The 23,541-nt window shown below is 71.7% G+C and carries 23 protein-coding genes and 1 pseudogene; 10 read left to right on the top strand and 14 right to left on the bottom strand.

Going from position 1 to position 23,541, the window contains the following annotated elements:
* From ACZ4UV_RS29205 to trpS, 3 genes are all read left to right on the top strand, one after another.
* A partial coding sequence (locus ACZ4UV_RS29205; RefSeq protein ID WP_467841785.1) for a hypothetical protein occupies nt 1-216 on the top strand: 216 nt, incomplete at its 5' end.
* A 334-nt stretch (nt 217-550) separates the two neighbouring features.
* Nucleotides 551-691, top strand: coding sequence for a hypothetical protein (locus ACZ4UV_RS29200; RefSeq protein WP_451022974.1), 141 nt, complete (start codon nt 551-553; stop codon nt 689-691).
* Nucleotides 688-1,734 carry a tryptophan--tRNA ligase gene (trpS, locus tag ACZ4UV_RS29195; RefSeq protein WP_451022973.1) on the top strand — a complete coding sequence of 349 codons (1,047 nt, stop codon included), beginning with the start codon at nt 688-690 and terminating at the stop codon, nt 1,732-1,734. Before ACZ4UV_RS29200 ends, trpS begins: the two co-directional genes overlap by 4 nt.
* Here the strand turns inward: trpS and ACZ4UV_RS29190 are convergent.
* From ACZ4UV_RS29190 to ACZ4UV_RS29155, 8 genes and pseudogenes are all read right to left on the bottom strand, one after another.
* Nucleotides 1,653-1,949, bottom strand: a pseudogene (locus ACZ4UV_RS29190) (helix-turn-helix domain-containing protein); the annotation flags it as partial. The gene trpS and the pseudogene ACZ4UV_RS29190 sit on opposite strands and share 82 nt — an antisense overlap.
* 18 nt (nt 1,950-1,967) lie before the next feature.
* Nucleotides 1,968-2,780 carry a pyrroline-5-carboxylate reductase gene (gene proC, locus ACZ4UV_RS29185; RefSeq protein WP_351496982.1) on the bottom strand — a complete coding sequence of 271 codons (813 nt, stop codon included), beginning with the start codon at nt 2,778-2,780 and terminating at the stop codon, nt 1,968-1,970.
* 80 nt (nt 2,781-2,860) lie between these two features.
* Nucleotides 2,861-3,634, bottom strand: a complete 774-nt coding sequence (locus ACZ4UV_RS29180) for an ABC transporter permease (RefSeq protein WP_351496980.1) — start codon at nt 3,632-3,634, stop codon at nt 2,861-2,863.
* Complete coding sequence (locus tag ACZ4UV_RS29175) at nt 3,631-4,440, bottom strand: ABC transporter ATP-binding protein (protein ID WP_467841779.1); 810 nt, start codon at nt 4,438-4,440, stop codon at nt 3,631-3,633. Before ACZ4UV_RS29175 ends, ACZ4UV_RS29180 begins: the two co-directional genes overlap by 4 nt.
* A gap of 250 nt (nt 4,441-4,690) precedes the next feature.
* Entirely contained in the window at nt 4,691-5,506 is an 816-nt protein-coding gene (locus ACZ4UV_RS29170; RefSeq protein ID WP_451021904.1) for a class I SAM-dependent methyltransferase, read from the bottom strand.
* 113 nt (nt 5,507-5,619) lie between these two features.
* Entirely contained in the window at nt 5,620-6,126 is a 507-nt protein-coding gene (locus tag ACZ4UV_RS29165; RefSeq protein ID WP_390047505.1) for an EamA/RhaT family transporter, read from the bottom strand.
* A gap of 56 nt (nt 6,127-6,182) precedes the next feature.
* Nucleotides 6,183-6,473: a peptidase gene (locus ACZ4UV_RS29160; RefSeq protein WP_390047804.1), complete on the bottom strand. Its 291-nt coding sequence runs from the start codon at nt 6,471-6,473 to the stop codon at nt 6,183-6,185.
* Nucleotides 6,474-6,577: 104 nt separating this feature from the next.
* The gene (locus ACZ4UV_RS29155) at nt 6,578-6,898 is read right to left on the bottom strand and encodes an SH3 domain-containing protein (RefSeq protein WP_451021903.1); all 321 of its coding nucleotides are present in this window, start codon (nt 6,896-6,898) and stop codon (nt 6,578-6,580) included.
* A gap of 180 nt (nt 6,899-7,078) precedes the next feature.
* Here ACZ4UV_RS29155 and ACZ4UV_RS29150 point away from each other — a divergent pair, with 180 nt between their 5' ends.
* The gene (locus ACZ4UV_RS29150) at nt 7,079-9,211 is read left to right on the top strand and encodes a protein kinase domain-containing protein (RefSeq protein WP_467841774.1); all 2,133 of its coding nucleotides are present in this window, start codon (nt 7,079-7,081) and stop codon (nt 9,209-9,211) included.
* Between the two features lie 61 nt (nt 9,212-9,272).
* Here ACZ4UV_RS29150 and ilvD read toward each other — a convergent pair whose 3' ends face one another.
* The 4 genes from ilvD to ACZ4UV_RS29130 form a co-directional block, all read right to left on the bottom strand.
* Nucleotides 9,273-11,126 (bottom strand): dihydroxy-acid dehydratase, encoded by a 1,854-nt coding sequence (gene ilvD, locus ACZ4UV_RS29145; RefSeq protein WP_390047511.1) that lies wholly within the window; start codon nt 11,124-11,126, stop codon nt 9,273-9,275.
* Between the two features lie 108 nt (nt 11,127-11,234).
* Nucleotides 11,235-11,858, bottom strand: coding sequence for a TetR/AcrR family transcriptional regulator (locus tag ACZ4UV_RS29140; protein ID WP_451021901.1), 624 nt, complete (start codon nt 11,856-11,858; stop codon nt 11,235-11,237).
* Nucleotides 11,855-12,685, bottom strand: a complete 831-nt coding sequence (locus ACZ4UV_RS29135) for a sugar phosphate isomerase/epimerase family protein (protein WP_351496963.1) — start codon at nt 12,683-12,685, stop codon at nt 11,855-11,857. Before ACZ4UV_RS29135 ends, ACZ4UV_RS29140 begins: the two co-directional genes overlap by 4 nt.
* A 212-nt stretch (nt 12,686-12,897) precedes the next feature.
* Nucleotides 12,898-13,830 (bottom strand): Ppx/GppA family phosphatase, encoded by a 933-nt coding sequence (locus tag ACZ4UV_RS29130; protein WP_390047515.1) that lies wholly within the window; start codon nt 13,828-13,830, stop codon nt 12,898-12,900.
* 80 nt (nt 13,831-13,910) lie between these two features.
* On the opposite strand from ACZ4UV_RS29130, the gene ACZ4UV_RS29125 reads away from it, so the two are divergent.
* Nucleotides 13,911-14,771: a DUF3109 family protein gene (locus tag ACZ4UV_RS29125; RefSeq protein WP_467841770.1), complete on the top strand. Its 861-nt coding sequence runs from the start codon at nt 13,911-13,913 to the stop codon at nt 14,769-14,771.
* A gap of 533 nt (nt 14,772-15,304) precedes the next feature.
* Here ACZ4UV_RS29125 and ACZ4UV_RS29120 read toward each other — a convergent pair.
* Entirely contained in the window at nt 15,305-17,005 is a 1,701-nt protein-coding gene (locus ACZ4UV_RS29120; RefSeq protein WP_451022249.1) for a BACON domain-containing protein, read from the bottom strand.
* Nucleotides 17,006-17,212: 207 nt separating this feature from the next.
* On the opposite strand from ACZ4UV_RS29120, the gene radA reads away from it, so the two are divergent.
* Both radA and disA read left to right on the top strand, forming a co-directional pair.
* Nucleotides 17,213-18,622: a DNA repair protein RadA gene (gene radA / locus ACZ4UV_RS29115; RefSeq protein ID WP_451022250.1), complete on the top strand. Its 1,410-nt coding sequence runs from the start codon at nt 17,213-17,215 to the stop codon at nt 18,620-18,622.
* Between the two features lie 80 nt (nt 18,623-18,702).
* The gene (gene disA / locus ACZ4UV_RS29110; RefSeq protein ID WP_351496953.1) at nt 18,703-19,827 is read left to right on the top strand and encodes a DNA integrity scanning diadenylate cyclase DisA; all 1,125 of its coding nucleotides are present in this window, start codon (nt 18,703-18,705) and stop codon (nt 19,825-19,827) included.
* A gap of 296 nt (nt 19,828-20,123) precedes the next feature.
* Here disA and ACZ4UV_RS29105 read toward each other — a convergent pair whose 3' ends face one another.
* Nucleotides 20,124-20,987 (bottom strand): hypothetical protein, encoded by an 864-nt coding sequence (locus ACZ4UV_RS29105; protein WP_467841765.1) that lies wholly within the window; start codon nt 20,985-20,987, stop codon nt 20,124-20,126.
* A 202-nt stretch (nt 20,988-21,189) separates the two neighbouring features.
* Between ACZ4UV_RS29105 and ACZ4UV_RS29100 the strand changes: the two genes are divergently transcribed.
* The 3 genes from ACZ4UV_RS29100 (at nt 21,190) to ACZ4UV_RS29090 (ending at nt 23,534) form a co-directional block, all read left to right on the top strand.
* Nucleotides 21,190-22,065 carry an HhH-GPD family protein gene (locus tag ACZ4UV_RS29100; protein ID WP_467841762.1) on the top strand — a complete coding sequence of 292 codons (876 nt, stop codon included), beginning with the start codon at nt 21,190-21,192 and terminating at the stop codon, nt 22,063-22,065.
* A 267-nt stretch (nt 22,066-22,332) separates the two neighbouring features.
* A complete protein-coding gene (locus tag ACZ4UV_RS29095; protein ID WP_390047527.1) occupies nt 22,333-22,872 on the top strand; it encodes a SigE family RNA polymerase sigma factor in 540 nt (179 codons plus the stop codon).
* Nucleotides 22,860-23,534, top strand: coding sequence for a hypothetical protein (locus ACZ4UV_RS29090; RefSeq protein WP_390047529.1), 675 nt, complete (start codon nt 22,860-22,862; stop codon nt 23,532-23,534). The genes ACZ4UV_RS29095 and ACZ4UV_RS29090 overlap by 13 nt, the downstream gene beginning before the upstream one ends.
* The last annotated feature ends 7 nt before the right edge of the window (nt 23,535-23,541 follow it).

Here is a 23,541-nt window from a genome sequence, read left to right as displayed (position 1 = left end):
CTGGCGTTGACTTTTGGCACGCTGTTGAGTTCTCAAGGAACGGTCGCTTCCTTTGTACTCACCCTCTCGGGCTTTCCTCCGGGCTTCCCTTCGGTCTTGCGTTTCCGACTCTATCAGATCTTTTCTCGATCCGATTTCCTCGGTGCTTTCCAGGTTCTCGCTCTCGCGTTTCCCTTTCCGGCGGCTCCGACTCTATCAGATCCTTTCGGCGTCTGATTCCCAGTCAGCGGGAGTTGCCTTCCCGGCTGTTGGGCCGTTCCGACGAGTGAGACTTTAGCGGATTCCCGGCCTCCGAGCTAATCGGGGCCCGTCCTTTCGAACGTGGATTCCTCATTACACATATACGCATGCCAAAGCCCCCGACGACGTGTCGCCGATTGCTGGCAGGTACTTGCGGAATGGCTGTCCGGGGACCGACCGGGGTCGGCGCTCACGTCGGACAACTCGGAGAACAGTACGTATCCGGTTGGGGCGTGTCAACTTACGGCGGGACGGCACCCCGGCGGCGTATGGTGGACGGCATGACTACGCGTACGTGTACCCAGCAGTGGTGGCCCGCCTGACGGCGGCCGCGCTCACGTACGTATTCAACGGCCGCCGCCTCGGCGGCCGTTCGCGTATCTCCCTCCAGAACCACCGAGGGCCGGCCGCCGGGGACGGCGGCCTCGACCAGGAGGTGGAGAGGGAATGACACGGGTCTTCAGCGGGATCAAGCCGACCGGGCACCTGACACTGGGGAACTACCTGGGAGCGATGCGGCAGTGGGCCGCCGTGGACCAGCACCAGGCCGACGCGCTGTTCTGTGTCGTCGATCTGCACGGCATGACCGTGGACCACGATCCGGCCCGGCTGCGCAGGCTCACCCGGCAGGCGGCGACGCTGCTGCTCGCGGCGGGGCTGGATCCGGAGCTCTGCACCGTGTTCGTGCAGAGCCATGTCGACGAGCACACCCGGCTGTCGTACGTCATGGAGTGCGTGGCGACCGACGGTGAGATGCGGCGGATGATCCAGTACAAGGAGAAGGTCGCGAGCGAGGGGGCGCGGGGGCGGGGAGTGCGGCTGTCCCTGTTGACGTATCCGGCGCTGATGGCGGCGGACATCCTGGCGTACGGGGCGGACGAGGTGCCGGTCGGGGACGACCAGGCGCAGCACGTGGAGCTGACCCGGGATCTGGCGGTGCGGTTCAACCAGCGGTACGGGCATACGTTCGTGGTGCCGAAGGCGACCGTGCCGACGGTGGCGGCGCGGGTGATGAACCTGCAGGATCCGACCTCGAAGATGGGAAAGAGCGATGACTCCGGGCCGGGGATCGTCTATCTCCTCGACGAACCGGACGTGATCCGGAAGAAGGTCATGCGGGCCGTGACCGACAGCGGTCGGGAGGTCGTGTACGACCGGGAGGAGCAGCCGGGGGTCGCGAATCTGCTGGAGATTCTCGCTGCGTGCACGGGCGGGAACCCTGAGTCACTGGCAACCGTTCACGATTCGTACGGCGCTCTGAAGCAGGCCACCGCGGAGGCGGTGCTGGAGACGCTCAGGCCCGTGCAGGCCAGGCACAAGGAGTTGTGTGCCGATCCGGGATATGTGGAGGGGGTGCTGCGGCATGGGGCGGAGAAGGCTCGGGCGATCGCCCGGCCGATCGTCGATACGGCTTACCGGGCGATCGGGCTGTTGCCGCCGGGCACCGTCTCGGGCCCGGTGACGGCCGAGCCGGCGATGAACGCGGCGCGGTAGGCGCGGGGGCTGGTGGCGAGGCGCGATGCGAAGTGCCGGCGCATGGTGACCTCGCTGCCGAACCCGGCGCGGCGGGCGAGCTCGGGCATGGGCAGGTCGGTTCGTTCGAGGAGTCTCCGAGCCGCGGCGAGGCGCTGGTCGAGGAGCCAGTTGCCCGCACGGGGGTGGCTTGGCGCGGTGCCGGCCACGAAGGAGACCGTGGCCGCGGCGCGGTGACCACCCCCGTTGGACCGTCAGTCCTTCTTGCCGGAGGCGAGTTCGCGGCTGCGGTCGCGGGCAGCTTCGAGGGCGGCGATGAGGGCGGCGCGGACGCCGTGGTTCTCCAGTTCGCGGATGGCGTTGATGGTGGTGCCGGCGGGCGAGGTGACGTTCTCACGGAGTTTGACGGGGTGTTCGCCGCTGTCGCGGAGCATCACGGCGGCGCCGATCGCGGACTGGACGATGAGGTCGTGGGCCTTGTCGCGGGGCAGGCCGAGCAGGATGCCGGCGTCGGTCATGGCCTCGACCAGGTAGAAGAAGTACGCCGGGCCCGAGCCGGAGAGGGCCGTGCAGGCGTCCTGCTGGGACTCGGGTACCCGGAGGGTCTTGCCGACGGCGCCGAAGATCTCCTCGGCGTGCGTGACATGGGCCTCGGTGGCGTGGGTGCCGGCGGAGATGACGGACATCGCCTCGTCGACGAGGGCGGGGGTGTTGGTCATGACGCGGACGACCGGGGTACCGGTGGCGAGGCGCTCCTCGAAGAAGGAGGTGGGGATGCCCGCGGCGCCGCTGATGACGAGGCGGTCGGCGGGGAGGTGCGGGGCGAGTTCGTCGAGGAGGGTGCCCATGTCCTGGGGCTTGACCGTGAGGATCAGGGTGTCGGCGGTCTTCGCGGCCTCGGGGTTGGTGACCGGGGTGACTCCGTGGCGGGCGCGGAGTTCTTCGGCCCGTTCGGGGCGGCGGGCGGTGACCAGGAGGTCGGCAGGCGCCCAGCCGGCGCGGATCATTCCGCTGAGCAGGGCTTCGCCGATCTTGCCGGTGCCGAGGACTGCGACTTTCTGACTCATGCGGTTCAGTCTGGCACCGAGGGGCCGGGGCGGGGGTCGTCTGTCCGCTGGCCGGACTTCGCCGAAGGGCGTCGGTGGCCCTAGGCCGTGCGTCGCCTCAGGGTGGCCGCTCCGAGGGCCAGGACCAGCAGGGCGCAGCCGGCGACGATCAGGACGTCCCTGACGAAGGTGGCGGTCATGTCGGCGTGGTGGAGGACCTCGTTCATGCCGTCGACGGCGTAGGACATGGGGAGGACGTCGGATACGGCTTCGAGGGCGGGGTGCATCTCGGGGCGCGGGGTGAAGAGGCCGCAGAGGAGGAGTTGGGGGAAGATCACCGCGGGCATGAACTGGACCGCCTGGAATTCCGAGGCGGCGAAGGCCGAGACGAAGAGGCCCAGGGCCGTGCCGAGCAGGGCGTCGAGCAGGGCGACCAGGAGCAGGAGCCAGGGGGAGCCGGTGACGTCGAGGCCCAGGAGCCAGACGGCGAGGCCGGTGGCGAGGGCCGACTGGATGATCGCGAGGATGCCGAAGGCGAGGGCGTAGCCGGCGATGAGGTCGGCCTTGCCGAGGGGCATGGCGAGGAGGCGTTCGAGGGTGCCTGAGGTGCGTTCGCGGAGGGTGGCGATGGAGGTCACCAGGAACATCGTGATGAGCGGGAAGATGCCGAGGAGCGAGGCGCCGATGTTGTCGAAGGTGTGCGGGCTGCCGTCGAAGACGTAGCGGAGCAGGACCAGCATCAGGCAGGGGATGAGGAGCAGCAGCGCGATGGTGCGGGGGTCGTGGCGGAGCTGGCGCAGGACGCGGGCGGCGGTGGCGGTGGTGCGGGAGAGGTTCAGGGCGCTGACGGGGATGGTGGCCGGCTGAGAGGTCATCGTGCCGATTCCTTCGTGCGGGAGTTGGCGGCGGCTTCGTCGACGAGGTGGAGGAAGGCGGCCTCGACGGTGTCGGAGCCGGTGCGGGTGCGCAGGGCCTCGGGGGTGTCGTCGGCGAGGATCTCGCCCTCGCGCATGAGGAGGAGCCGGTGGCAGCGTTCGGCCTCGTCCATGACGTGGGAGGAGATGAGGAGGGTGGCGCCGCGGGTGGCGGCGATGGAGTGGAAGAGGTTCCAGAGGTCGCGGCGCAGGACGGGGTCGAGGCCGACGGTGGGTTCGTCGAGGACGAGGAGTTCGGGGCTGCCGAGCAGGGCGACGGCGAGGGAGACGCGGTTGCGCTGGCCGCCGGAGAGGTTGCCGGTGAGGGCGTCGGCGTGGCTGGTGAGGTCGACTTCGCCGAGAACGCGGTCGACGTCGGCGCGGCGGGCGGCGGTGGGGCGGGTGGGGTCGAGGATCGAGCCGAAGTAGTCGAGGTTCTGGCGGATGGTCAGGTCGTCGTAGACGGAGGCGGCCTGGGTGACGTAGCCGATGCGGGTGCGGAGGGAGGGGTGTCCGGCGGGCCGGCCGAGGACGTTCAGGGTGCCGGTGACCTTGGCCTGGGTGCCGACGACGGCGCGCATCAGGGTGGACTTGCCGCATCCGGAGGGACCGAGGAGGCCGGTGATCTGACCGCGCGGGACGGTGAAGTCGAGTCCGCGCAGGACGGTTCGGGGGCCGCGGACCGCGGTGAGTCCGGCGGCCTGGATGGCGGAGGGCAGGGCTGGGTTGCCGGGGGCCTCGGGCGGCTCCGGCGAGTAATTCACCATGTGATGAATAATGCGCGGGTGGAGGTGGGCCGTCAAGGGCCGGGTGGCCGGTGGGGGACGCTCACCGGCGCCGGCCGGGCGCCGCCCGCGCCCACCCGGCCACCCCAGCGGCACGACTGCCCGCGGCTATAGCGCCCCTGTAGGGGCGCTGGGGGTACCCCCGGCCGAAGGCTGGGGGAGGAACTGCGCGACCAGCCCCCACCGGCCCGCGGCCGAGTCGCTGCCGCGGGCCGGTCGCCGTCGGCAACGCTCAGGTGTTGAGGGCGACGAGCAGCAGGACGTCGTACGTCTCCTCGACGACCCCGTCGGGGAAGATCTCCAGGAGATGGGCGCGTTCCTCGGCGAGGAACGCGGTGCGGCGGTCCTCGGAGGTGACGAGGAAAGCCGAGTGGCTGCCGATGTTGGCGAGGTGGGTGTCGACCGGGACGCGGCGGCTCCAGCGGACCTCGCGGCGGGCGAAGCGGAGCCGGCCGCTGGGGTCGGCGAGATCGGTGCGGTCGGCGGACTTGCGCTGCTCCGCCCTGACGTCGATGCCGAAGAACCGGGCGATGCGGTCGGAGGCGTCGGCGATCCAGTCGACGTCGAGCGCGCTGGTGTTCCACCACAGCGCCAGCGCCCCGCCGGGACGCAGTACGCGGAGTGCCTCCGGCACGGAGCGGGCCGGGTCGGTCCAGTGCCAGGCCTGGGCGTAGGTGAGGAAGTCGGCGGTGGCGTCGGCGAGCGGAAGGGCGTTGCCGTTGCCGCGGACGATCGGGATGCCGGGGCTGGTGGCGTGGAACTGCGCCGCCATGCCCTCCCCCGGCTCCACCGCGACCACGTCGGCGCCGCGCGCGTGCAGGAGGGCGGTCGCGATGCCGGTGCCCGCGCCGACGTCGACCACCCGGGCCCCCTTGAGGGAACGGCCGGCTTCCTCCTCGACGGCGTCGAGGAGAGCGGGCGGGTAGGAGGGGCGGTTCGCGGCGTACTGGGCCGCGGCGGCGTTGAAGGAGCGCGCGCGTGCGGCGTGGGTGGGGGCGGGGTCCGGGGTCAGGTTTCGGGGTTGCGACTGCGACTGGCCTGTGGTCATACGGCCATCGTCCCGGCGGGCGGGGCGGGGACGACAGGGGTTTCCGGGGGTGGGCCGGATCCGGCGCGTCGGCTACCCCGCCCGTGCTCCCCCTTCTCGACCGCGCGTGGGTCTCAGGGCTTCCGCTTCTTCTTCGACGGGTTGCCCGAGCGGCGGGTGGTGCGGCGTTCGTGTTCCTGGACGGCGGTGTCGTACTCGGCGCGGTGGAGCTTCTCGCCGGGAGCTTCGGTGAGGGAGCGGAAGAAGTAGGCGAGGAGCGAACCGACGAAGCCGATGGCGAGGAGGCCGCGCAGGGAGGCCTGGCGTTCGGGGTCGGGGCGCTTGCCGAAGGACTCCCAGGTGTGGCGGAAGGCCAGGGCGCTGCAGATGGCGAACATCGCGACGACGAGGACGGTCACGAAGGCGCCGGTGTCGGCGAGCTGGACGCCCTCGTAGGCGAGGCGCAGGACCAGGCAGGAGACGGCGGCCGCGGCGAGCGAACCCACGGCCACGCCGATCCGGCGGGCGGTGTAGCCGTCGTCGTGGTTCACCCAGGACGTACCGAAGAAACGGAGGGGCTCGGGGCGGGGTCCGCCGGTGGAGCCCGCGGGGGTGTCCGGGGTGCCTGGTTCGTCGCTCACGGGACGATTATGGCGCCGGGGGCCCACGGGCTCCGGGTCGGGTCGGACCGGTCGGGTCAGGCGCAGCGGTCGGCCACGTAGCCGTCGCTGCCCGTGTGGACGTAGGCGTCCGAGACGAACTCACCGTTACTGATGTTGTCCCAGATGTTCGAGGTGCCGTAGTAGCCGGACACGGTCGAACCCGGGGTCTGGCAGTAGATCGGCACCTGCGCGCCCTCGGGCAGGACGCGGGTGATGCTGTAGCTGGTGCCCGGGCCGTCGTGGACGTTCAGGCGGACGCCCGGGGCGATGGCGTAGTAGCGGACGCTGGCGGCGGCGTTCGCGGTGGCGGCGGAGCCGATGAGCATGAGGAAGGCGCTGCCGGTGGCCGCTGCCAGGAAGAGGGTGGATCTGCGTCTGAGCGATGTCATACGAGTCCTCCGGAGTCCTAAGACCGGATCGCGAAATCGGATCAGGCGCAGCGGTCGGCCACGTAGCCGTCGCTGCCGGTGTGGACGTAGGCGTCCGAGACGTATTCGCCGTTGTCGATGTTGTCCCAGATGTTGGATGTGCCGTAGTAGCCGGCCACCGTCGTGCCGGGTGTCTGGCAGAAGATCGGGACGCGGGTGCCCTCGGGGAGGGTTCGCGTGATGCCGTAGCCGGTGCCCGGGCCGCTGCGGACGTTGAGGCGGACGCCCGGGGCGACCGCGTACGTCTTGACGGATGCGGCCAGCGTCGAGACAGCCTCCCCCTCGGCGCTGTTCTCGGCTTCCTGCGTGTGATCAACAGACATGTACTGCTCCCCCCACTGGACCCATGAGTTCCATGGAGTCCCGTTGATTCCCCTCATTCGAGCCACGAAACACATGTGCGTAACTCGCACGCGGAGGCTAGCAAGCCGCCTCTGTCTCGTACGAGTCATCGACTAGGCTCCGTGAGTCGCGCTCCGCGGAAACAGCACGGGGGTGGTCCCTTGACGCCACAGCGCAACACCGGAGCGGGCGCGGAAGCGGAACTTCCCGAGTACGCCGGGCACTACCGCCTGGAGTCCTGCCTCGGCTCCGGTGGGATGGGCGTGGTGCACCTGGCCCGCAGCACCTCGGGGCTGAAGCTCGCGGTGAAGGTCGTGCACGCCCAGTACGCCAAGGACCGTGAGTTCAGGGGCCGTTTCCGGCAGGAGGTGGCCGCCGCACGCAAGGTCAGCGGCGCCTTCACCGCACCCGTCGTGGACGCCGATCCCGAGGCCGAACGGCCCTGGATGGCCACCCTCTTCATTCCCGGCCCGACCCTTTCCGAGCACGTGAAGCGGAACGGGCCGATGCCTCCTGCCCAGTTGCGTCGGCTGATGGCCGGGCTGGCGGAGGCGTTGGGCGATATTCACAGGGTCGGCGTGGTGCACCGGGATCTCAAGCCGAGCAATGTGCTGCTCGCCGAAGACGGTCCCAAGGTCATCGACTTCGGTATCTCCCGGCCGAAAGACAGCGAACTGCGTACCGAGACAGGAAAGTTGATCGGTACGCCGCCGTTCATGGCACCGGAGCAGTTCCGGCGGCCGCGTGAAGTGGGGCCCGCCGCCGACATCTTCGCGCTCGGGTCGGTGCTGGTGCACGCGGCGACAGGGCAAGGGCCGTTCGACTCCGACAGCCCGTACGTCGTGGCCTACCAGGTCGTGCACGACGAGCCCGACCTCACCGGCGTACCGGAGGAGATCGCTCCGCTGGTGATGCGCTGCCTCGCCAAGGAGCCCGAGGACCGGCCGACGCCCGACGAACTGATGCGGGGCCTGCGGTCGTTGTCGGCGTCGTACGACACGCAGGCGTTCATACCGGCACAGCGGGTCATGGTCGGCGGCGAAGGCGACGGGCCTCCGCAGGAAAAGGAGCCTCCTGCCGCCGTACCGGAGCAGAAAGCGCTGAAGCCCAGGAAGGCGCGCAAGACATGGCGGCGCGTGGTGGTGGCCGCCGGGGCGGGTGTCCTGGTCCTGGGTGGGGTGCTCGCCTCGGCACTGTGGCTCGGGGGCGGCGATCCGACGCCGGTGGGCAGCACGGTGCACGGCTCCGCGGCCGCGTTCGCGGCGTGGCAGGCGGAGCCGGTGGCCAAGGGCGGTTCGGGGATGCCCCAGTGCGTCGCCGGTGCGGGGAAGTTGCTGTGCTTCCGGTCCGGCCTGGCCTTTGCCCTCGATCCGGCGGACGGCCGTCTGCTGTGGCGGCACAGGGTCGCGGACGAACGTACGAGCGGCTCGCCGTACCTGTCCGGCGGCCTCCTGCTGCTGCCGACGCACGGCGGCCGGAAGGTGGAGGCGCTCGACCCCACCTCGGGTGCGTCGCGCTGGAAGCAGGACATGCCCGCGAACCAGGTCATGGAGTTCACCAAGAGCATGCTGCTGGCCGTGGGGGCCAACGGGGTGATCACCGGTATGGACGGCAGGTCCGGTCACACCAGGTGGACCCTGCCCGTCTCGGGCGGCGGCACGCCGTCCCTGAGCTCGTTCGCCGGGGATCCCTTGGTGTACGCGGCCGGTACCGCCGCCGACGGGACGGGAACCCAGGTCACCGCGCTGGATCCGGTCACCGGTGCCAAGCGCTGGAGAGCCAGGCTGACGGGGGATCTGCGGCCGGTCGGGAGCGCGGGCGGGTCCCTCTTCCTGCTGTCCGTGGACACCACCGCCGGGGAGACGGACGCGGTGGTGCGCTACACACCCGACGCGAGGGCGACCCGCCGGGTGGCGCTGCCCGTTCCCCGGGTGGCTCCGGGTGCCACGGTGCGCGGCGATGTCGTCTATCTGCTGTCCGCCGGCGGCTCGCTGGAGGCCGTCGACCTGGAGAGCGGCAAGCAGCTCTGGGAGCTCCAGACGTCGGTGAGCCGGGGCTCGGCGCCCGTGACCGACGACCGGCACGTCTATTTCACCGCCGCCGACGGACGCCTGCTCGCCGTCGACAGACGCAGGGGAACCCTCGTCGGCCAGACTCCGGCGCGCCTCGGCACGAACTCGGGCCAGGTCACCGCCGCCCTGCCCGCCCCCCTGCTCCTCGACACCCACCTCTACGCCACCGCCCCCGACGGCACCGTCTTCGCCGTCGACGCGGCGGATCCCGGCGCCTGGTAGCAGCGCGAAAAGAAGGGGCCGCCCCTTGAGGAGGCGGCCCCTTCCGGGATTGCGGCGGGGCTCAGCCCAGCTTCGTCACGTCGCGGACCGCGCCCTTGTCGGCGCTGGTGGCCATCGCGGCGTAGGCGCGCAGGGCCGCCGAGACCTTGCGGTCGCGGTTCTTCGGGGCGTACACGCCGTTCAGGGCCTGCTCGCGGCGGGACAGCTCGGCCTCGTCGACGAGGAGCTCGATCGTGCGGTTCGGGATGTCGATGCGGATGCGGTCGCCGTCCTCGACGAGGGCGATGGTGCCGCCGGAGGCCGCTTCCGGGGAGGCGTGGCCAATGGAGAGGCCCGACGTGCCGCCGGAGAAGCGGCCGTCGGTGATCAGCGCGCAGGTCTTGCCGAGGCCGCGGCCCTTGAGGAAGGACGTCGGGTAGAGCATTTCCTGCATGCCGGGGCCGCCCTTGGGACCCTCGTAGCGGATCACGACCACGTCGCCGTCGGTGACCTGCTTGTTGAGGATCTTCTCGACGGCTTCCTCCTGCGACTCGCAGACGACCGCGGGGCCCTCGAAGGTCCAGATCGACTCGTCGACGCCGGCCGTCTTGACCACGCAGCCGTCGACGGCGAGGTTGCCCTTGAGGACCGCGAGGCCGCCGTCCTGGGAATACGCGTGCTCGACGCTGCGGATGCAACCCTCCGCGGCGTCCTCGTCCAGGGCCTCCCAGCGCTCGGACTGGGAGAACGCCTCGGCGGAGCGGACGCAGCCGGGGGCCGCGTGCCACAGCTCCACGGCCTCGGGGGACGGGGAGCCGCCGCGCACGTCCCACGTCTTCAGCCAGTCCGCGAGGGAGGGGCTGTGGACGGAGTGCACGTCCTCGTTGAGGAGGCCGCCGCGGTGCAGTTCGCCGAGGAGGGCGGGGATGCCGCCGGCGCGGTGCACGTCCTCCATGTAGTACGTGCGGGTCTTCGCGACGTTCGGAGCGACCTTGGCCAGGCAGGGGACCCGGCGCGAGACCTCGTTGATCTCCTCCAGGCCGAAGGGGACGCCCGCCTCCTGGGCGGCGGCCAGCAGGTGGAGGATCGTGTTGGTGGAGCCGCCCATCGCGATGTCCAGGGCCATCGCGTTCTCGAACGCGGCGAAGGTCGCGATGTTGAGCGGCAGGACCGTCTCGTCGTCCTGCTCGTAGTAGCGGCGGGTGAGGTCCATGACCGTGCGGGCCGCGTCGACGTACAGCTGCTTACGGGCGGTGTGGGTGGCCAGGACCGAGCCGTTGCCGGGGAGGGAGAGGCCGATCGCCTCCGTCAGGCAGTTCATCGAGTTGGCGGTGAACATGCCGGAGCAGGAACCGCAGGTCGGACAGGCGTTCTCCTCGATACGGAGGATGTCCTCGTCCGAGATCTTGTCGTTCACCGCGTCGGAGATCGCGTCGACCAGGTCGAGGGTGCGGACCGTGCCGTCCACGAGGGTCGCGCGGCCGGCCTCCATGGGGCCGCCGGAGACGAAGACCGTCGGGATGTTCAGGCGCAGGGCGGCCATGAGCATGCCCGGGGTGATCTTGTCGCAGTTGGAGATGCAGACCAGGGCGTCGGCGCAGTGCGCCTCGACCATGTACTCGACCGAGTCGGCGATCAGGTCGCGGGACGGGAGGGAGTACAGCATGCCGCCGTGGCCCATCGCGATGCCGTCGTCGACGGCGATCGTGTTGAACTCGCGCGGGATGCCGCCGGCTTCCTTGATCGCTTCGGAGACGATCCGGCCGACCGGCTGGAGGTGGGTGTGGCCCGGCACGAACTCCGTGAAGGAGTTCGCGACGGCGATGATCGGCTTGCGGCCGATGTCCGCACCCGGTACACCGGAGGCGCGCATAAGGGCGCGGGCGCCCGCCATGTTGCGGCCGTGGGTGACTGTGCGGGACCTCAGCTCGGGCATCGTCGCTCGCTCCTTCAGACAGATAGGGCTGCTAACGAGCGTACGCCCGTTGACCACGGCTCGGGACGAGGTGTCCGGAATGCGGGACACATGTCTCAGCGGGGCTGGTCACGGCCCGGTCAGATGCCCCTGCACCACCGGGGCGACCCTGGCCACGATCTGCTCCAGGTCCGCGGACGCCAGCGGCTCCACCTTGATCACGTAGCGCAGTATCGCGCACCCGATCAGCTGTGCCGCCGCCAGTTCGGCGCGCAGCTCGGCGTCCGGGAGGTCCAGCTGTCCGGCGATCCGGCGCAGCAGCTGGGAAGCGATCAGGCGGCGGAAGACGGCGGCGGCCGTTTCGTTGTTGACGGCGGAGCGGACGATCGCGAGGAGGGGCGTACGGGTGGTGGGGTTCTCCCAGATACCGAAGATGAACCGGGTCAGCCGCTCACCGACGCCGTCCAGCGGGCCGTCGGCGATCGCGACGGGCGCGTTGAGGGCGGGGGCGAAGGCGACCGCGATGGCGGCCTCGAAGATCTGTTCCTTGGTGCCGAAGTAGTGGTGCACCAGGGCGGAGTCGACCCCGGCGGCCTTGGCGATGGCGCGTACGGACGTCTTCTCGTAGCCGTGTTCGGAGAACTCCTCGCGGGCGGTGACGAGGATACGGTCCCGGGTGTCGGCCGACTCGGCGCGCGGGGGTCGGCCGCGGCGGCGGGCACCCGCGCCGTCGCCGGTCGGGGCATTGGTCACCGGCGGGGCACCTTCACCGCCGAGGCCAGGTGCAGGCGGGTGAAGGCCAGGGCCTCCGCGAGGTCCGCCTCGCGCTCGGCGCCGGACATCGCGCGCCGGGTGTTGACCTCGATGACGACATGCCCGTCGAAGCCGGTGACCGCGAGCCGCTCCAGCAGTTCGGCGCAGGGCTGGGTGCCGCGGCCCGGCACCAGGTGCTCGTCCTTGGCTGAGCCGCGGCCGTCGGCGAGGTGGACGTGGCCGAGCCGGCCGCCCATGCGGTCGAGCATGGCGAGCGCGTCGACACGGGAGGTCGCGGCGTGGCTGAGGTCGATCGTGAAGTGCCGGTAGTCGTCCTTGGTGACGTCCCAGTCGGGGGCGTACGCGAGCATCTCGCGGTCGCGGTAGCGCCACGGGTACATGTTCTCCACCGCGAACCGCACATCCGTCTCGTTCGCCATACGCCAGATCCCCTCGACGAAGTCGCGGGCGTACTGGCGCTGCCAGCGGAACGGGGGGTGGACGACGACCGTGCTCGCGCCCAGCTTCTCCGCGGCGGCCCGGGCCCGCTGGAGCTTGACCCAGGGGTCGGTGGACCAGACCCGCTGGGTGATCAGCAGGCAGGGGGCGTGGACGGCGAGGATCGGGATGCGGTGGTAGTCGCTCAGCCGGCGCAGGGCCTCGATGTCCTGGCTGACCGGGTCGGTCCACACCATGACCTCGACGCCGTCGTAACCGAGGCGTGCGGCGATCTCGAAGGCCGTCGCCGTCGACTCCGGGTAGACGGAGGCCGTGGAGAGCGCGACCTTCGCATCCGGGATGCGGACGACGTCCCTTGGGTTTGCCACGAGGGACAGGTTACGGGGTGGAGACGGGTGGACAGGGGGCGCCTGCTCTCCGGTGTGACCGGGGTCGCGCCGGCGAGCGCGGGTGGGAGGGGCCGGGCGCCCGGTCGCCGTGGCGGGTTGCGGTGCGTCGGCGAGTGCGGCGGCGTCGTGGTCGTTCGCGCCCGCGCGGCGGAGCCGCATGTCGAATACAGCCCCACGCCCCCAGGGGGCGCTTACGCGGAACCCATGTGGTCGAGGCGCCGCAGGATCACGCCCTCCCGCAACGCCCACGGGCAGACCTCCAGGTTCTCCACCTCGAACAGGTCCATCGCGGCCTCGGCCACCAGCGCGCCCGCCACCAGCTGGCCCGACCGTCCCTCCGACACCCCCGGGAGTGCGGAGCGCTGGGCCGTGGTCATGGCCCCGAGCCTCGGGACCCAGGCCTCCAGCGAGCCCCGCTTGAGTTCGCGCTGGACGTAGAGGCCGTCGGCGGAGCGGGCGGCGCCGGCGATGCGGGCCAGCTGCTTGAAGGTCTTGGACGTGGCGACCACGTGGTCGGGGGCGCCGAAGCGGGTGAACTCGCCGACCGTACGGGCGATCTCGGCGCGTACATGGCGGCGCAGGGCCCGTATGTCGTCGGCGGACGGCGGGTCGCCGGGGAGCCAGCCCGCGGTGAGCCGGCCGGCGCCGAGCGGCAGCGAGACGGCCGTGTCGGGCTCCTCGTCGATGCCGTACGCGATCTCCAGGGAGCCGCCGCCGATGTCCAGGACCAGCAGCTTTCCGGCGGACCAGCCGAACCAGCGGCGGACCGCGAGGAAGGTCAGCCGGGCCTCCTCGGCGCCGGTGAGGACCTGGAGCTCGACCCCGGTCTCGGCCTTCACGCGCGCGAGGACGTCGTCGGCGTTGGTGGCCTCGCGCACGGCGGAGGTGGCGAACGGCAGCAGGTCCTCGACTCCCTTGTCCTCCGCGGCCTGCAGGGCGTCCTGGACGACACCGACCAGTTTCTCGACGCCGTCGGGGCCGATCGCCCCGTTGCCGTCGAGAAGTTGGGCAAGGCGCAACTCCGCCTTGTGCGAGTGCGCTGGCAGCGGGCGCGCGCCGGGGTGCGCATCCACGACCAGCAGATGCACCGTGTTAGATCCCACGTCGAGGACACCGAGTCTCATGTACGGAACTGTACGGAACACTGCTGACGGCGGGCCCTGAGCAGTCCCCGGAGCGGCCTTCGGCGACTTACCCTGGACGGGTGCCAAAGACGAAAAAGACGAAGGACCACAAGGCCGCCAAATCAGCCGACGGTTCTTCGCGGGCGAAGCCACCGAAGCAGTCTTCTAAGACGCCGAAGAAGACCCTCGCAGCGGACGAGAAGGGTCTCGACTTCGCGCGGGCGTGGGTGGAGTTCCCGGATCCGGCCGACGACGAGCAGGTGTTCCGCTGTGACCTGACCTGGCTGACCTCCCGCTGGAACTGCATCTTCGGCAGCGGCTGCCAGGGCATCCAGGCGGGCCGCGCGGACGACGGCTGCTGCACGCTGGGCGCGCACTTCTCCGACGAGGACGACGAGAAGCGGGTCGCCGATCATGTGGCGAGGCTCACACCGGAGATCTGGCAGAACCACGCCGAGGGCACCGCGCACGGCTGGGTCTCCGAGGACGACGAGGGCTCCCGCCAGACCCGCCCGTACCAGGGCTCCTGCATCTTCCAGAACCGCCCCGGTTTCGCCGCCGGCGCCGGCTGCTCGCTGCACATCCTCGCGCTGCGGGAGGGCCGCGAGCCGCTGGAGACCAAGCCGGACGTCTGCTGGCAGCTCCCGATCCGCCGGACGTACGACTGGATCGACCGCCCCGACGACACGCGGGTCCTCCAGGTCTCGATCGGCGAGTACGACCGCAGGGGCTGGGGCCCCGGCGGCCACGACCTGCACTGGTGGTGCACCTCGGCGACCTCTGCGCACGGCGCGGGCGACCCGGTGTACGTCTCGTACCGCGCAGAACTGACCGAACTGATGGGCAAGGCAGGCTACGACCGCCTGGCAGAACTCTGCGAACAACGCCTCACTTCCCAGCTCCCCCTGCTGGCGCCCCATCCGGCGGACCCGGTCGAGTAGCGCGCGCTGCAACGCCCCGAAAGAGCGGCGGATCCGGTCGGCCAACGCTCACCGCAGCGCCCCGAAAGGGGCGCGGGGAACTGCGCGACCAGCCACGACGACACCGCACCCGCCAACGCGCCGCAACCCGCCGCCCATCCGGCGGATCCGGTCGGCCAACGCTCACCGCAGCGCCCCGAAAGGGGCGCGGGGAACTGCGCGACCAGCCACGACGACACCGCACCCGCCAACGCGCCGCAACCCGCCACGGCGGCTGTTACCCGGCCCGGCACCGCCGAACTCCACCGTCGTGGCCGAGCACCATCGCGGCGGAAAAGGAGACTGGCGGAGGCAAGAAACCGGCAGGGGAAGGAACCGCTCGGTCCAAGAGACCGGCCAGGGCAGGTATCCGGCCGAGGCAAGAAACCGCCCGAGGCAAAAAGCCGGCCGAGGAGACCGACTGGGCCAAGGAACCGGTCGAGCCTAGAGACCAGCCGAGCCAAGAGACCGGTCGAGGGAGCGGGCCCGTGGAAGAGGTCGGGCGGTGGTGGGGCTCACGGTGTCGGGGCGGGGCTCTCGCTGTCGGGCGCCGTCGGGGAAGGTGACCCCGTCGGGCCGGCGGTGGCCGAGTCGGTGGGTGTCGGGGTCGGATCGCTCGACGTCGGCGGATCGCTGACCGGCGGTGACGGCTGCGTCGGGTCGGATGCCGTCGGTGTCGGCGTCGGCCTCCCCGCAGGCGGCGGTTTCGGCCCCCGGCGCGCCGGCGGAGCCATCCCGTACCCGTCGATCGACACCACCGCCCCCGCCGGCGCCACCGCCACCCGCGCGCTCCAGTGCCCGGCCGGCTCCCGCAGATGATCGACGTACACCTTGATCGTGAACGACTCGCCCGGCCGGAGCGTCCCCGACGGCCGGGAGAAGTACAGCCAGGCCGCCGAGGTGGACACCGACCACCGCACCGCCGCGTCCCCGGACGCCGCGAGCGTGACCAGCGTCGTGTCCCCGTCGTTCGCGGCCGTCACCGCGAGGTGCCCCGCACCGGTCTTCCTACGGTCGGCTCCCGCGACGCCGATCACCTCCACCGACACGTCGGCCTTGCCGTCCTTGCCGATGCGCGGCCCGGGTCTGGTGCTGGCGTTGCCGGCGTTCTCGTAGCCCCCGCCCGTGTCGCCGTCGAGCGCGTCGGGGCCGGCGGCCTCCCGCGCGGTCGCGGACGGTCCCTCGTGGCCCTCCCCCGCCGGCGAGCCCCGGTACGCCGCCCACAGGGCCAGCACCGGCGCGGCCACCACCGTGGCGACGACGGTCGTCGTGACGGCACGCGCGCGTAGCCGGTCGCGGCGGGCCGCACGGTCCTTGGGGTCCATCGGGAAGCCGCGCCGGTCGAAGCGCGGGGCGGCGCCACGCGCGCGTGGCGGGTGCGCCATGGCCACGTGCAGGGCCGCGCGGGGCGCCTCCAGGACGGGCAGCTCGGCGGGCGTGGTCATCGCGCCGGGCCACCGGCCGGGGGCGGCGCGCTCGGCGGTACGGCGGCAGCGCGGACAGTCGTCGACGTGCCGGACCAGTTCGCGGCGCAGCGCGCTGCTGAGGACCAGCTGGCTGTCGCCGGTGAGGTGGGACACGCTCGGACAGCCGCCGGTCTCGACGACGGCGAGAGCCGCACGGGTGCGTTCGACCTCGCAGGCGGCGGAGGCGAGCAGTTCCCGGGCGCCGGCCAGGTCCATGCCGAGGACGGCGGCGACCTCGTGGGCGGCCAGGTGGTGGCGTACGGCGAGTTCGAGCGCCTCGCGCTGCTCGGGGGAGGTGCCCGCGGCTTCCGGCCAGGCGAGCAGGGCGAGTTCGCTGCGCCGCTGCTCCTGGGTGTCGGCGGGGACCACGGTCACGGGGTCGGGGGCGGGGTGCCGGCCCGCCGCGTGGGTGGCCTGACGTTTCTGCTTGGCCTGGGCGAGTCCGCGCAGACAGGCCCAGCGGGCCAGCGCGTACAGCCAGGCCCTGCGGTCCCCGGCGGCCTCCGGGACGCGCTGGCCGCGCCGCTCGGCGAGGGCGAGGACGTCGCCGAGCGCGGCGGTGGCCGCGTCGTGGTCGCAGAGCACCGAGAGGCAGTAGGTGAACAGCCCGTCCAGGTACGGCTCGTAGCGCGCCGGCGGTCGCTGCGCCAGCGCACGCGCCGCCGCACGATCACGCGCCGTCCGCACCTCCCGGTGTGCCCGGTGTGCGCCGGTTGTTCGGGCCGAGGTCTCCGCACTGCTGCTCATCACCCGTGCGACCGTAGGCGGCGCCGTATGCCCCCTTCTGGCGGCTTGAGCTCTTTTAATCCGTACGGGTGAAACGATCCCTCAATCGGGGACAGGAACCTGTTCTACCCTGGCTCGTTCCCGTCCCGGGGTGGCCGGGACCGGTCCACCCACACCTGTCACGCAGGCCACCGCGGCCCCACTGTCAGTGGTGGGGGCTACGGTTTCCGCATGGCTGCCCGTACCAAGACCTCGAAGGACCGTCCGTCCTACCGCTGCACCGAGTGCGGCTGGCAGACGGCCAAGTGGCTCGGCCGGTGTGCCGAGTGCCAGGCGTGGGGGACGATCGAGGAGTACGGCGCGCCCGCGGTGCGTACGACGGCACCCGGCCGGGTCACCACCTCCGCGGTGCCGATCGGCCAGGTCGACGGCCGGCAGGCCACCGCCCGCGCCACCGGCGTCCCGGAGCTGGACCGGGTCCTCGGCGGCGGCCTGGTCCCCGGCGCGGTGGTGCTGCTCGCCGGCGAGCCCGGCGTCGGCAAGTCCACCCTCCTGCTCGACGTGGCCGCCAAGTCGGCCAGCGACGAGCACCGCACGCTCTACGTCACCGGCGAGGAGTCGGCGAGCCAGGTCCGGCTGCGCGCCGACCGCATCGGCGCCATCGACGACCACCTCTACCTCGCCGCCGAGACCGACCTGGCCGCCGTCCTCGGCCACTTGGACGCGGTGAAGCCGTCGCTGCTGATCCTGGACTCCGTCCAGACGGTCGCCTCCCCGGAGATCGACGGCGCCCCGGGCGGCATGGCCCAGGTCCGCGAGGTGGCCGGCGCCCTCATCCGCGCGTCGAAGGAGCGGGGCATGTCCACCCTCCTCGTGGGCCATGTCACCAAGGACGGCGCGATCGCGGGACCGCGGCTCCTCGAACACCTGGTGGACGTCGTCCTGCACTTCGAGGGCGACCGGCACGCCCGCCTCCGCCTGGTCCGGGGCGTCAAGAACCGCTACGGCGCCACGGACGAGGTCGGCTGTTTCGAACTGCACGACGAGGGCATCACGGGCCTCGCCGACCCGAGCGGACTTTTCCTGACCCGGCGCGCCGAACCGGTCCCGGGCACCTGCCTGACCGTCACCCTGGAGGGCCGCCGCCCCCTGGTCGCCGAGGTGCAGGCGCTGACGGTCGACTCCCAGATCCCCTCCCCGCGCCGCACCACCTCCGGCCTGGAGACCTCCCGCGTCTCGATGATGCTGGCCGTCCTGGAGCAGCGCGGCCGGATCAGCGCGCTCGGCAAGCGGGACATCTACTCCGCGACGGTGGGTGGCGTGAAGCTCTCCGAGCCCGCCGCCGACCTGGCCATCGCCCTCGCCCTGGCCTCCGCGGCCAGCGACACCCCGCTCCCGAAGAACCTGGTCGCCATCGGCGAGGTCGGCCTCGCGGGCGAGGTCAGACGGGTCACGGGGGTCCAGCGCAGGCTCGCCGAGGCGCACCGGCTCGGCTTCACGCACGCGCTCGTGCCGGGCGATCCGGGCAAGATCCCGACGGGCATGAAGGTCCTGGAAGTAGCCGACATGGGGGACGCGCTGCGGGTGCTGCCGCGCTCCCGTCGGCGAGAGGCCCCACGGGAGGCTGAGGAGCGCCGGTAGACTTTGCCCTGGTCTCGCCCGTCCGTACGAACCGAGTGCGGGGACGGCAGCGCCTCAGAACCTGCGACCGGAGGAGTGCAGTGGCAGCCAACGACCGGGCAGGAGCTCCCGGAAAGTCCGGTGGGAGTGCCGGTTCCGATGGCCTGATGCGCGCCTCGCTGAGCGCCGTGGCTCCGGGCACGTCCATGCGGGACGGCCTGGAGCGGGTCCTCCGCGGCAACACGGGCGGACTCATCGTCCTCGGCTTCGACAAGACGGTCGAGGCGATGTGCACGGGCGGTTTTGTGCTGGATGTCGAGTTCACGGCGACCCGGCTGCGCGAGCTGTGCAAGCTCGACGGCGGCATCGTGATCTCCTCCGACCTGTCGAAGATCCTCCGGGCGGGCGTGCAGTTCGTACCCGACGCGACGATCCCCACGGAGGAGACGGGCACCCGTCACCGCACGGCGGACCGCGTCTCCAAGCAGGTCGGGTTCCCGGTGGTCTCGGTCTCCCAGTCGATGCGGCTGATCGCGCTGTACGTCGAGGGGCAGCGCCGCGTCCTGGAGGACTCGGCGGCGATCCTCTCCCGCGCGAACCAGGCGCTGGCCACCCTGGAGCGGTACAAGCTCCGCCTGGACGAGGTCGCGGGAACGTTGTCAGCGCTGGAGATCGAGGACCTGGTGACGGTCCGCGACGTGTCGGCGGTCGCCCAGCGCCTGGAGATGGTCCGCCGGATCGCCACCGAGATCGCCGAGTACGTGGTCGAACTGGGCACCGACGGGCGGCTTCTCGCCCTCCAGCTGGACGAGCTGATCGCCGGGGTGGAGCCGGAGCGCGAGCTGGTGGTCCGGGACTACGTCCCCGAGCCGACCGCGAAGCGCTCCCGCACGGTCGACGAGGCGCTGTCCGAGCTGGACGCTCTGAGCCACGCGGAGCTGCTGGAACTGCCGACGGTGGCGCGGGCGTTGGGGTACACCGGCTCACCGGAGACGCTGGACTCGGCGGTGTCGCCGCGCGGCTTCCGGCTGCTGGCGAAGGTGCCGCGGCTGCCGGGGGCGATCATCGACCGGCTGGTCGAGCACTTCGGTGGCCTGCAGAAGCTGCTCGCCGCGAGCGTCGACGACCTGCAGACCGTCGACGGCGTCGGTGAGGCCCGGGCGCGCAGCGTACGCGAGGGGCTGTCGCGGCTGGCGGAGTCGTCGATTCTCGAGCGGTATGTCTGATTTCGCCAACTAGCCGGGTGAGTTGGGTCGCACGGCGCCCGCGGGCCGGTGGGGGCCGATCGCGCAGTTCCCCGCGCCCCTGACGGGGCGCTCCGGCCGACGCTTCTACTCAGCCGCAGGCGGCAACCGGCAAGCGCCGGTGAGCGAAACCCTGCGCACGCCAGTCACTCGGCCGCGGTCCGGTGGGGGCCGATCGCGCAGTTCCCCGCGCCCCTGACGGGGCGCTCCGGCCGACGCTTCTACTCAGCCGCGGGCGGCAACCGGCAAGCGCCGGTGAGTGAAACCCCCGCCGCCCGCTAGTCCGCCGTCAGCACGAAGGATGCCTGGGCCTTGGCGTACCCCGGGGCCGTCGCCTCCAGGAGGTACGTGCCTGTGCCGGCCGAGCCCGCCGCAGGCGTTGCGCACTGGGCGGCGCTCGGCTTGCGGTCCCACCTCAGGGTGTAGGTGATGCTGCTCCCCGACGGCACCCGGTACCACCGGCCGGCCGCGGACTTCGGGCAGTCCGCCGAGGACCAGTAGGTGTCGTCCGCACTGGCCTGCGTGATGGTCAGCACCGCGTTCTTCGGCCCGAGGTCGATCTTGCAGTCACTGGACGACGTGTTCTTCGCGGTGAGCTCGAAGGTCGGCGTCTGCTCCGGCGAGTACGAGTTGTGCAGGCTCCGCAGGGTCAACGACACCGACCCGGCGGTGCAGTTGGGCAGCGTGGAAGTCCCCGGCAGCGAGGCGACCGTACCGCCGGAACCCGACGTCACGTCGTCCCCCGAGCCGGACGAGGAACCCGACGAGCCCGAGGAACCGCCCGAACCGGTCGAGCCGGCCGACGTGCCGCCGCCCGTGGCGCCCGAACTCCCTTCGCCGGAACCGGAGCTCGAACCCGAACTCGAACCGGAACCGCCCCCCGAACCGCTCCCGCTCGACCCGTCCCGGCCGCCGGGTGCCTGGCTGATCGCCGGCCCGCTTCCGGACGGCCCCGGCGTGATCGTGGACACGGGATTCTTGCCGTCCGACCCGTCGGCGTTCTTCTTGCCGCCCCCGCCGTTCGACGTCACGATCCACGCGATCAGCAGTGCCAGGACGACGAGCGCCGACAGCATGAAGACCCTCCGTCGCCAGTAGATGGAGGAGGGAAGCGGCCCGACCGGATTGCGCAGAGATCCCACGGCCCAAACTGTACGAGAGATCCGTGCAGTTCCTCGCCCCACCCGCCGCCCAAACCTCAACTTTTCCGGATCATCATTCCGGCAACTCCCGTCGGCATGGCCGCTCTTCGCCGCGAGTGGCGTCAACCGCGACCACGCCCCGCCCCCGCCGCGGACCACGTCCACCCCACCCGTCCCCGGACGTGGCAGGATCGGAAGGGCCATGACTGAGAAGCTGCACACCCCTGTGATCGCCTGGTTCGACGCCCACGCCCGTGACCTCCCCTGGCGCCGCCCGGAGGCGGGCCCGTGGGGTGTGATGGTCAGCGAGTTCATGCTGCAGCAGACGCCGGTCAGCCGCGTGCTGCCCGTGTACGAGCAGTGGCTGGCCCGCTGGCCGCGCCCCGCCGACCTCGCCGCCGAGGCGCCCGGCGAGGCGGTCCGCGCCTGGGGCCGGCTCGGCTACCCGCGCCGGGCCCTGCGGCTGCACGGCGCCGCCGTCGCCATAACGGAACGGCACGACGGGGACGTACCGACGGATCACGCGCAGCTGCTCGCGCTGCCGGGCATCGGCGAGTACACCGCCGCGGCCGTGGCGTCGTTCGCGTACGGGCAGCGGCACGCCGTGCTCGACACCAATGTGCGGCGGGTGTTCGCACGGGCGGTGACCGGTGTGCAGTACCCGCCGAACGCCACCACCGCCGCCGAGCGCAAGCTCGCCCGCGAACTGCTGCCCCCGGACGACAGGACCGCCGCCCGCTGGGCCGCCGCCTCGATGGAGCTGGGCGCGCTGGTCTGCACGGCGAAGAACGAGACGTGCCAGCGGTGTCCGATCGCCGGGGAGTGCGCCTGGCGGCTGGCCGGCAAGCCGGAGCACGAGGGGGCGCCCCGGCGCGGGCAGACGTACGCCGGCACCGACCGGCAGGTGCGCGGCAAGCTGCTCGCCGTCCTGCGGGAGGCGCACGCCCCGGTGCCGCAGACGGCGCTCGACCGGGTGTGGCACGAGCCGGTGCAGCGGGCCCGCGCACTGGACGGGCTGGTCTCGGACGGCCTGGTGGAGCCGCTCGCGGGCGGCCTGTACCGGCTTCCGCTGGGCTGACGTACAGCCACATCACAGGAGACGGGGCTCTGTTACGACACCGACCCCGCGGCACATCAGCACATAGCCGGGCATAAACCTGCGCCCGCTTACCCCGTACCTACTTCCGTTACACAACCGACGGACAGCCGATTGCTACCCGCAGGCTGCTCCGCACAGCCCCGTGACAACGGGTCCGTAGCTTCGTTTCTGTGCCCGCCAGGACCGCGGGACGGCAGGGACTCAGGCACAGGGCCGGGGAAGACGGGGATCGGGAGGCGGTTGATCATGGCGCAGGGCGAGGTGCTCGAATTCGAGGAGTACGTCCGCACTCGGCAGGACGCGCTGCTGCGCAGCGCCCGCCGGCTGGTCCCGGACCCGACGGACGCCCAGGACCTGCTGCAGACCGCGCTGGTCCGGACGTACGGCCGCTGGGAGACCATCGAGGACAAGAAGCTCGCCGACGCCTACCTGCGCCGGGTCATGATCAACACGCGGACCGAGTGGTGGCGGGCCCGGAAGCTGGAGGAGGTCCCGACCGAGCAGCTGCCCGACGCGCGCGTGGAGGACTCCACCGAGCAGCACGCGGACCGCGCTCTCCTCATGGACATCATGAAGGTGCTGGCTCCGAAGCAGCGCAGTGTCGTGGTGCTGCGACACTGGGAGCAGATGTCCACGGAGGAGACGGCCGCCGCCCTCGGCATGTCGGCCGGAACGGTCAAGAGCACGCTGCACCGGGCGCTCGCCCGGCTCCGCGAGGAGCTGGAGTCACGCGACCTCGACGCACGCGCGCTGGAGCGTGAGGAGCGGGAGCGTTGCGCGGCCTGACCGGCACGGGGTCCAGCAGAGGCCCGGCGAGTGCACAGGCGGTGATCACGGCGGCGGCCGTGCTCGCCGCCCTCGCCCTTTTCGCCGCGGCCTGCGGCACCGGCGGCACCGGAGCCCGTGACGAGGGGCCGGCGCACGCCGGCTCGGTCGCGCCCGCCCCGGCGGCCAAGGCCCCCTCGCCCAACCCGTCGCAGACGTACGAGAAGGTCGACGCGGTCGCCCTGGTGAAGGCCGACCCGGCGGTCTCGGCCACGGTGAAGCGGGACCTGAAACCGTGCTCGGGCGACGAGTACCCCGTCGACGTGACGTACGGCGAGCTGACCGGCGGCCCGGTCGAGGACATTGTCGTCAATGTCCTGACCTGCGGGGACGCGGTCGGGGTCGGGGCGTACGTGTACCGCAGGGAGAGCGGCGCGTACAAGAACGTCTTCAAGGCCGAGGAGTCCCCGGTCTACGCGGAGATAGACCGGGGCGACCTGAGCGTGACCAAGCAGGTGTACGAGAAGGGCGACCCGGTGTCGAGCCCTTCCGGCGAGAACGTGATCACCTACAGCTGGTCCGCGGGACGCTTCGTCCAGGAGGACTTCCACCACACCGACTACGGCAACGCGGCCGGCAGCGGCGACGACGGCGCCACGCCGGTGCCCTCCCCAGCCAACTGAACCCACT

It is taken from the genome of Streptomyces sp. NPDC028289 (assembly GCF_055565975.1).
Note: the sequence above shows the minus strand (reverse complement) of the source record. Positions and strands in the feature narration are given on the sequence as shown.

Coding starts and splice junctions, on each gene's coding strand:
- ACZ4UV_RS29180 (WP_351496980.1), bottom strand. CDS start 3,634: ATGACCTCTCAGCCGGCCACCATCCCCGTCAGCGCCCTGAACCTCTCC.
- proC (WP_351496982.1), bottom strand. CDS start 2,780: ATGAGTCAGAAAGTCGCAGTCCTCGGCACCGGCAAGATCGGCGAAGCC.
- ilvD (WP_390047511.1), bottom strand. CDS start 11,126: ATGCCCGAGCTGAGGTCCCGCACAGTCACCCACGGCCGCAACATGGCG.
- ACZ4UV_RS29160 (WP_390047804.1), bottom strand. CDS start 6,473: ATGCTCATCGGCTCCGCCGCCACCGCGAACGCCGCCGCCAGCGTCCGC.
- radA (WP_451022250.1), top strand. CDS start 17,213: ATGGCTGCCCGTACCAAGACCTCGAAGGACCGTCCGTCCTACCGCTGC.
- ACZ4UV_RS29170 (WP_451021904.1), bottom strand. CDS start 5,506: ATGACCACAGGCCAGTCGCAGTCGCAACCCCGAAACCTGACCCCGGAC.
- ACZ4UV_RS29100 (WP_467841762.1), top strand. CDS start 21,190: ATGACTGAGAAGCTGCACACCCCTGTGATCGCCTGGTTCGACGCCCAC.
- ACZ4UV_RS29155 (WP_451021903.1), bottom strand. CDS start 6,898: ATGTCTGTTGATCACACGCAGGAAGCCGAGAACAGCGCCGAGGGGGAG.
- ACZ4UV_RS29095 (WP_390047527.1), top strand. CDS start 22,333: ATGGCGCAGGGCGAGGTGCTCGAATTCGAGGAGTACGTCCGCACTCGG.
- trpS (WP_451022973.1), top strand. CDS start 688: ATGACACGGGTCTTCAGCGGGATCAAGCCGACCGGGCACCTGACACTG.
- ACZ4UV_RS29175 (WP_467841779.1), bottom strand. CDS start 4,440: ATGGTGAATTACTCGCCGGAGCCGCCCGAGGCCCCCGGCAACCCAGCC.
- ACZ4UV_RS29130 (WP_390047515.1), bottom strand. CDS start 13,830: ATGAGACTCGGTGTCCTCGACGTGGGATCTAACACGGTGCATCTGCTG.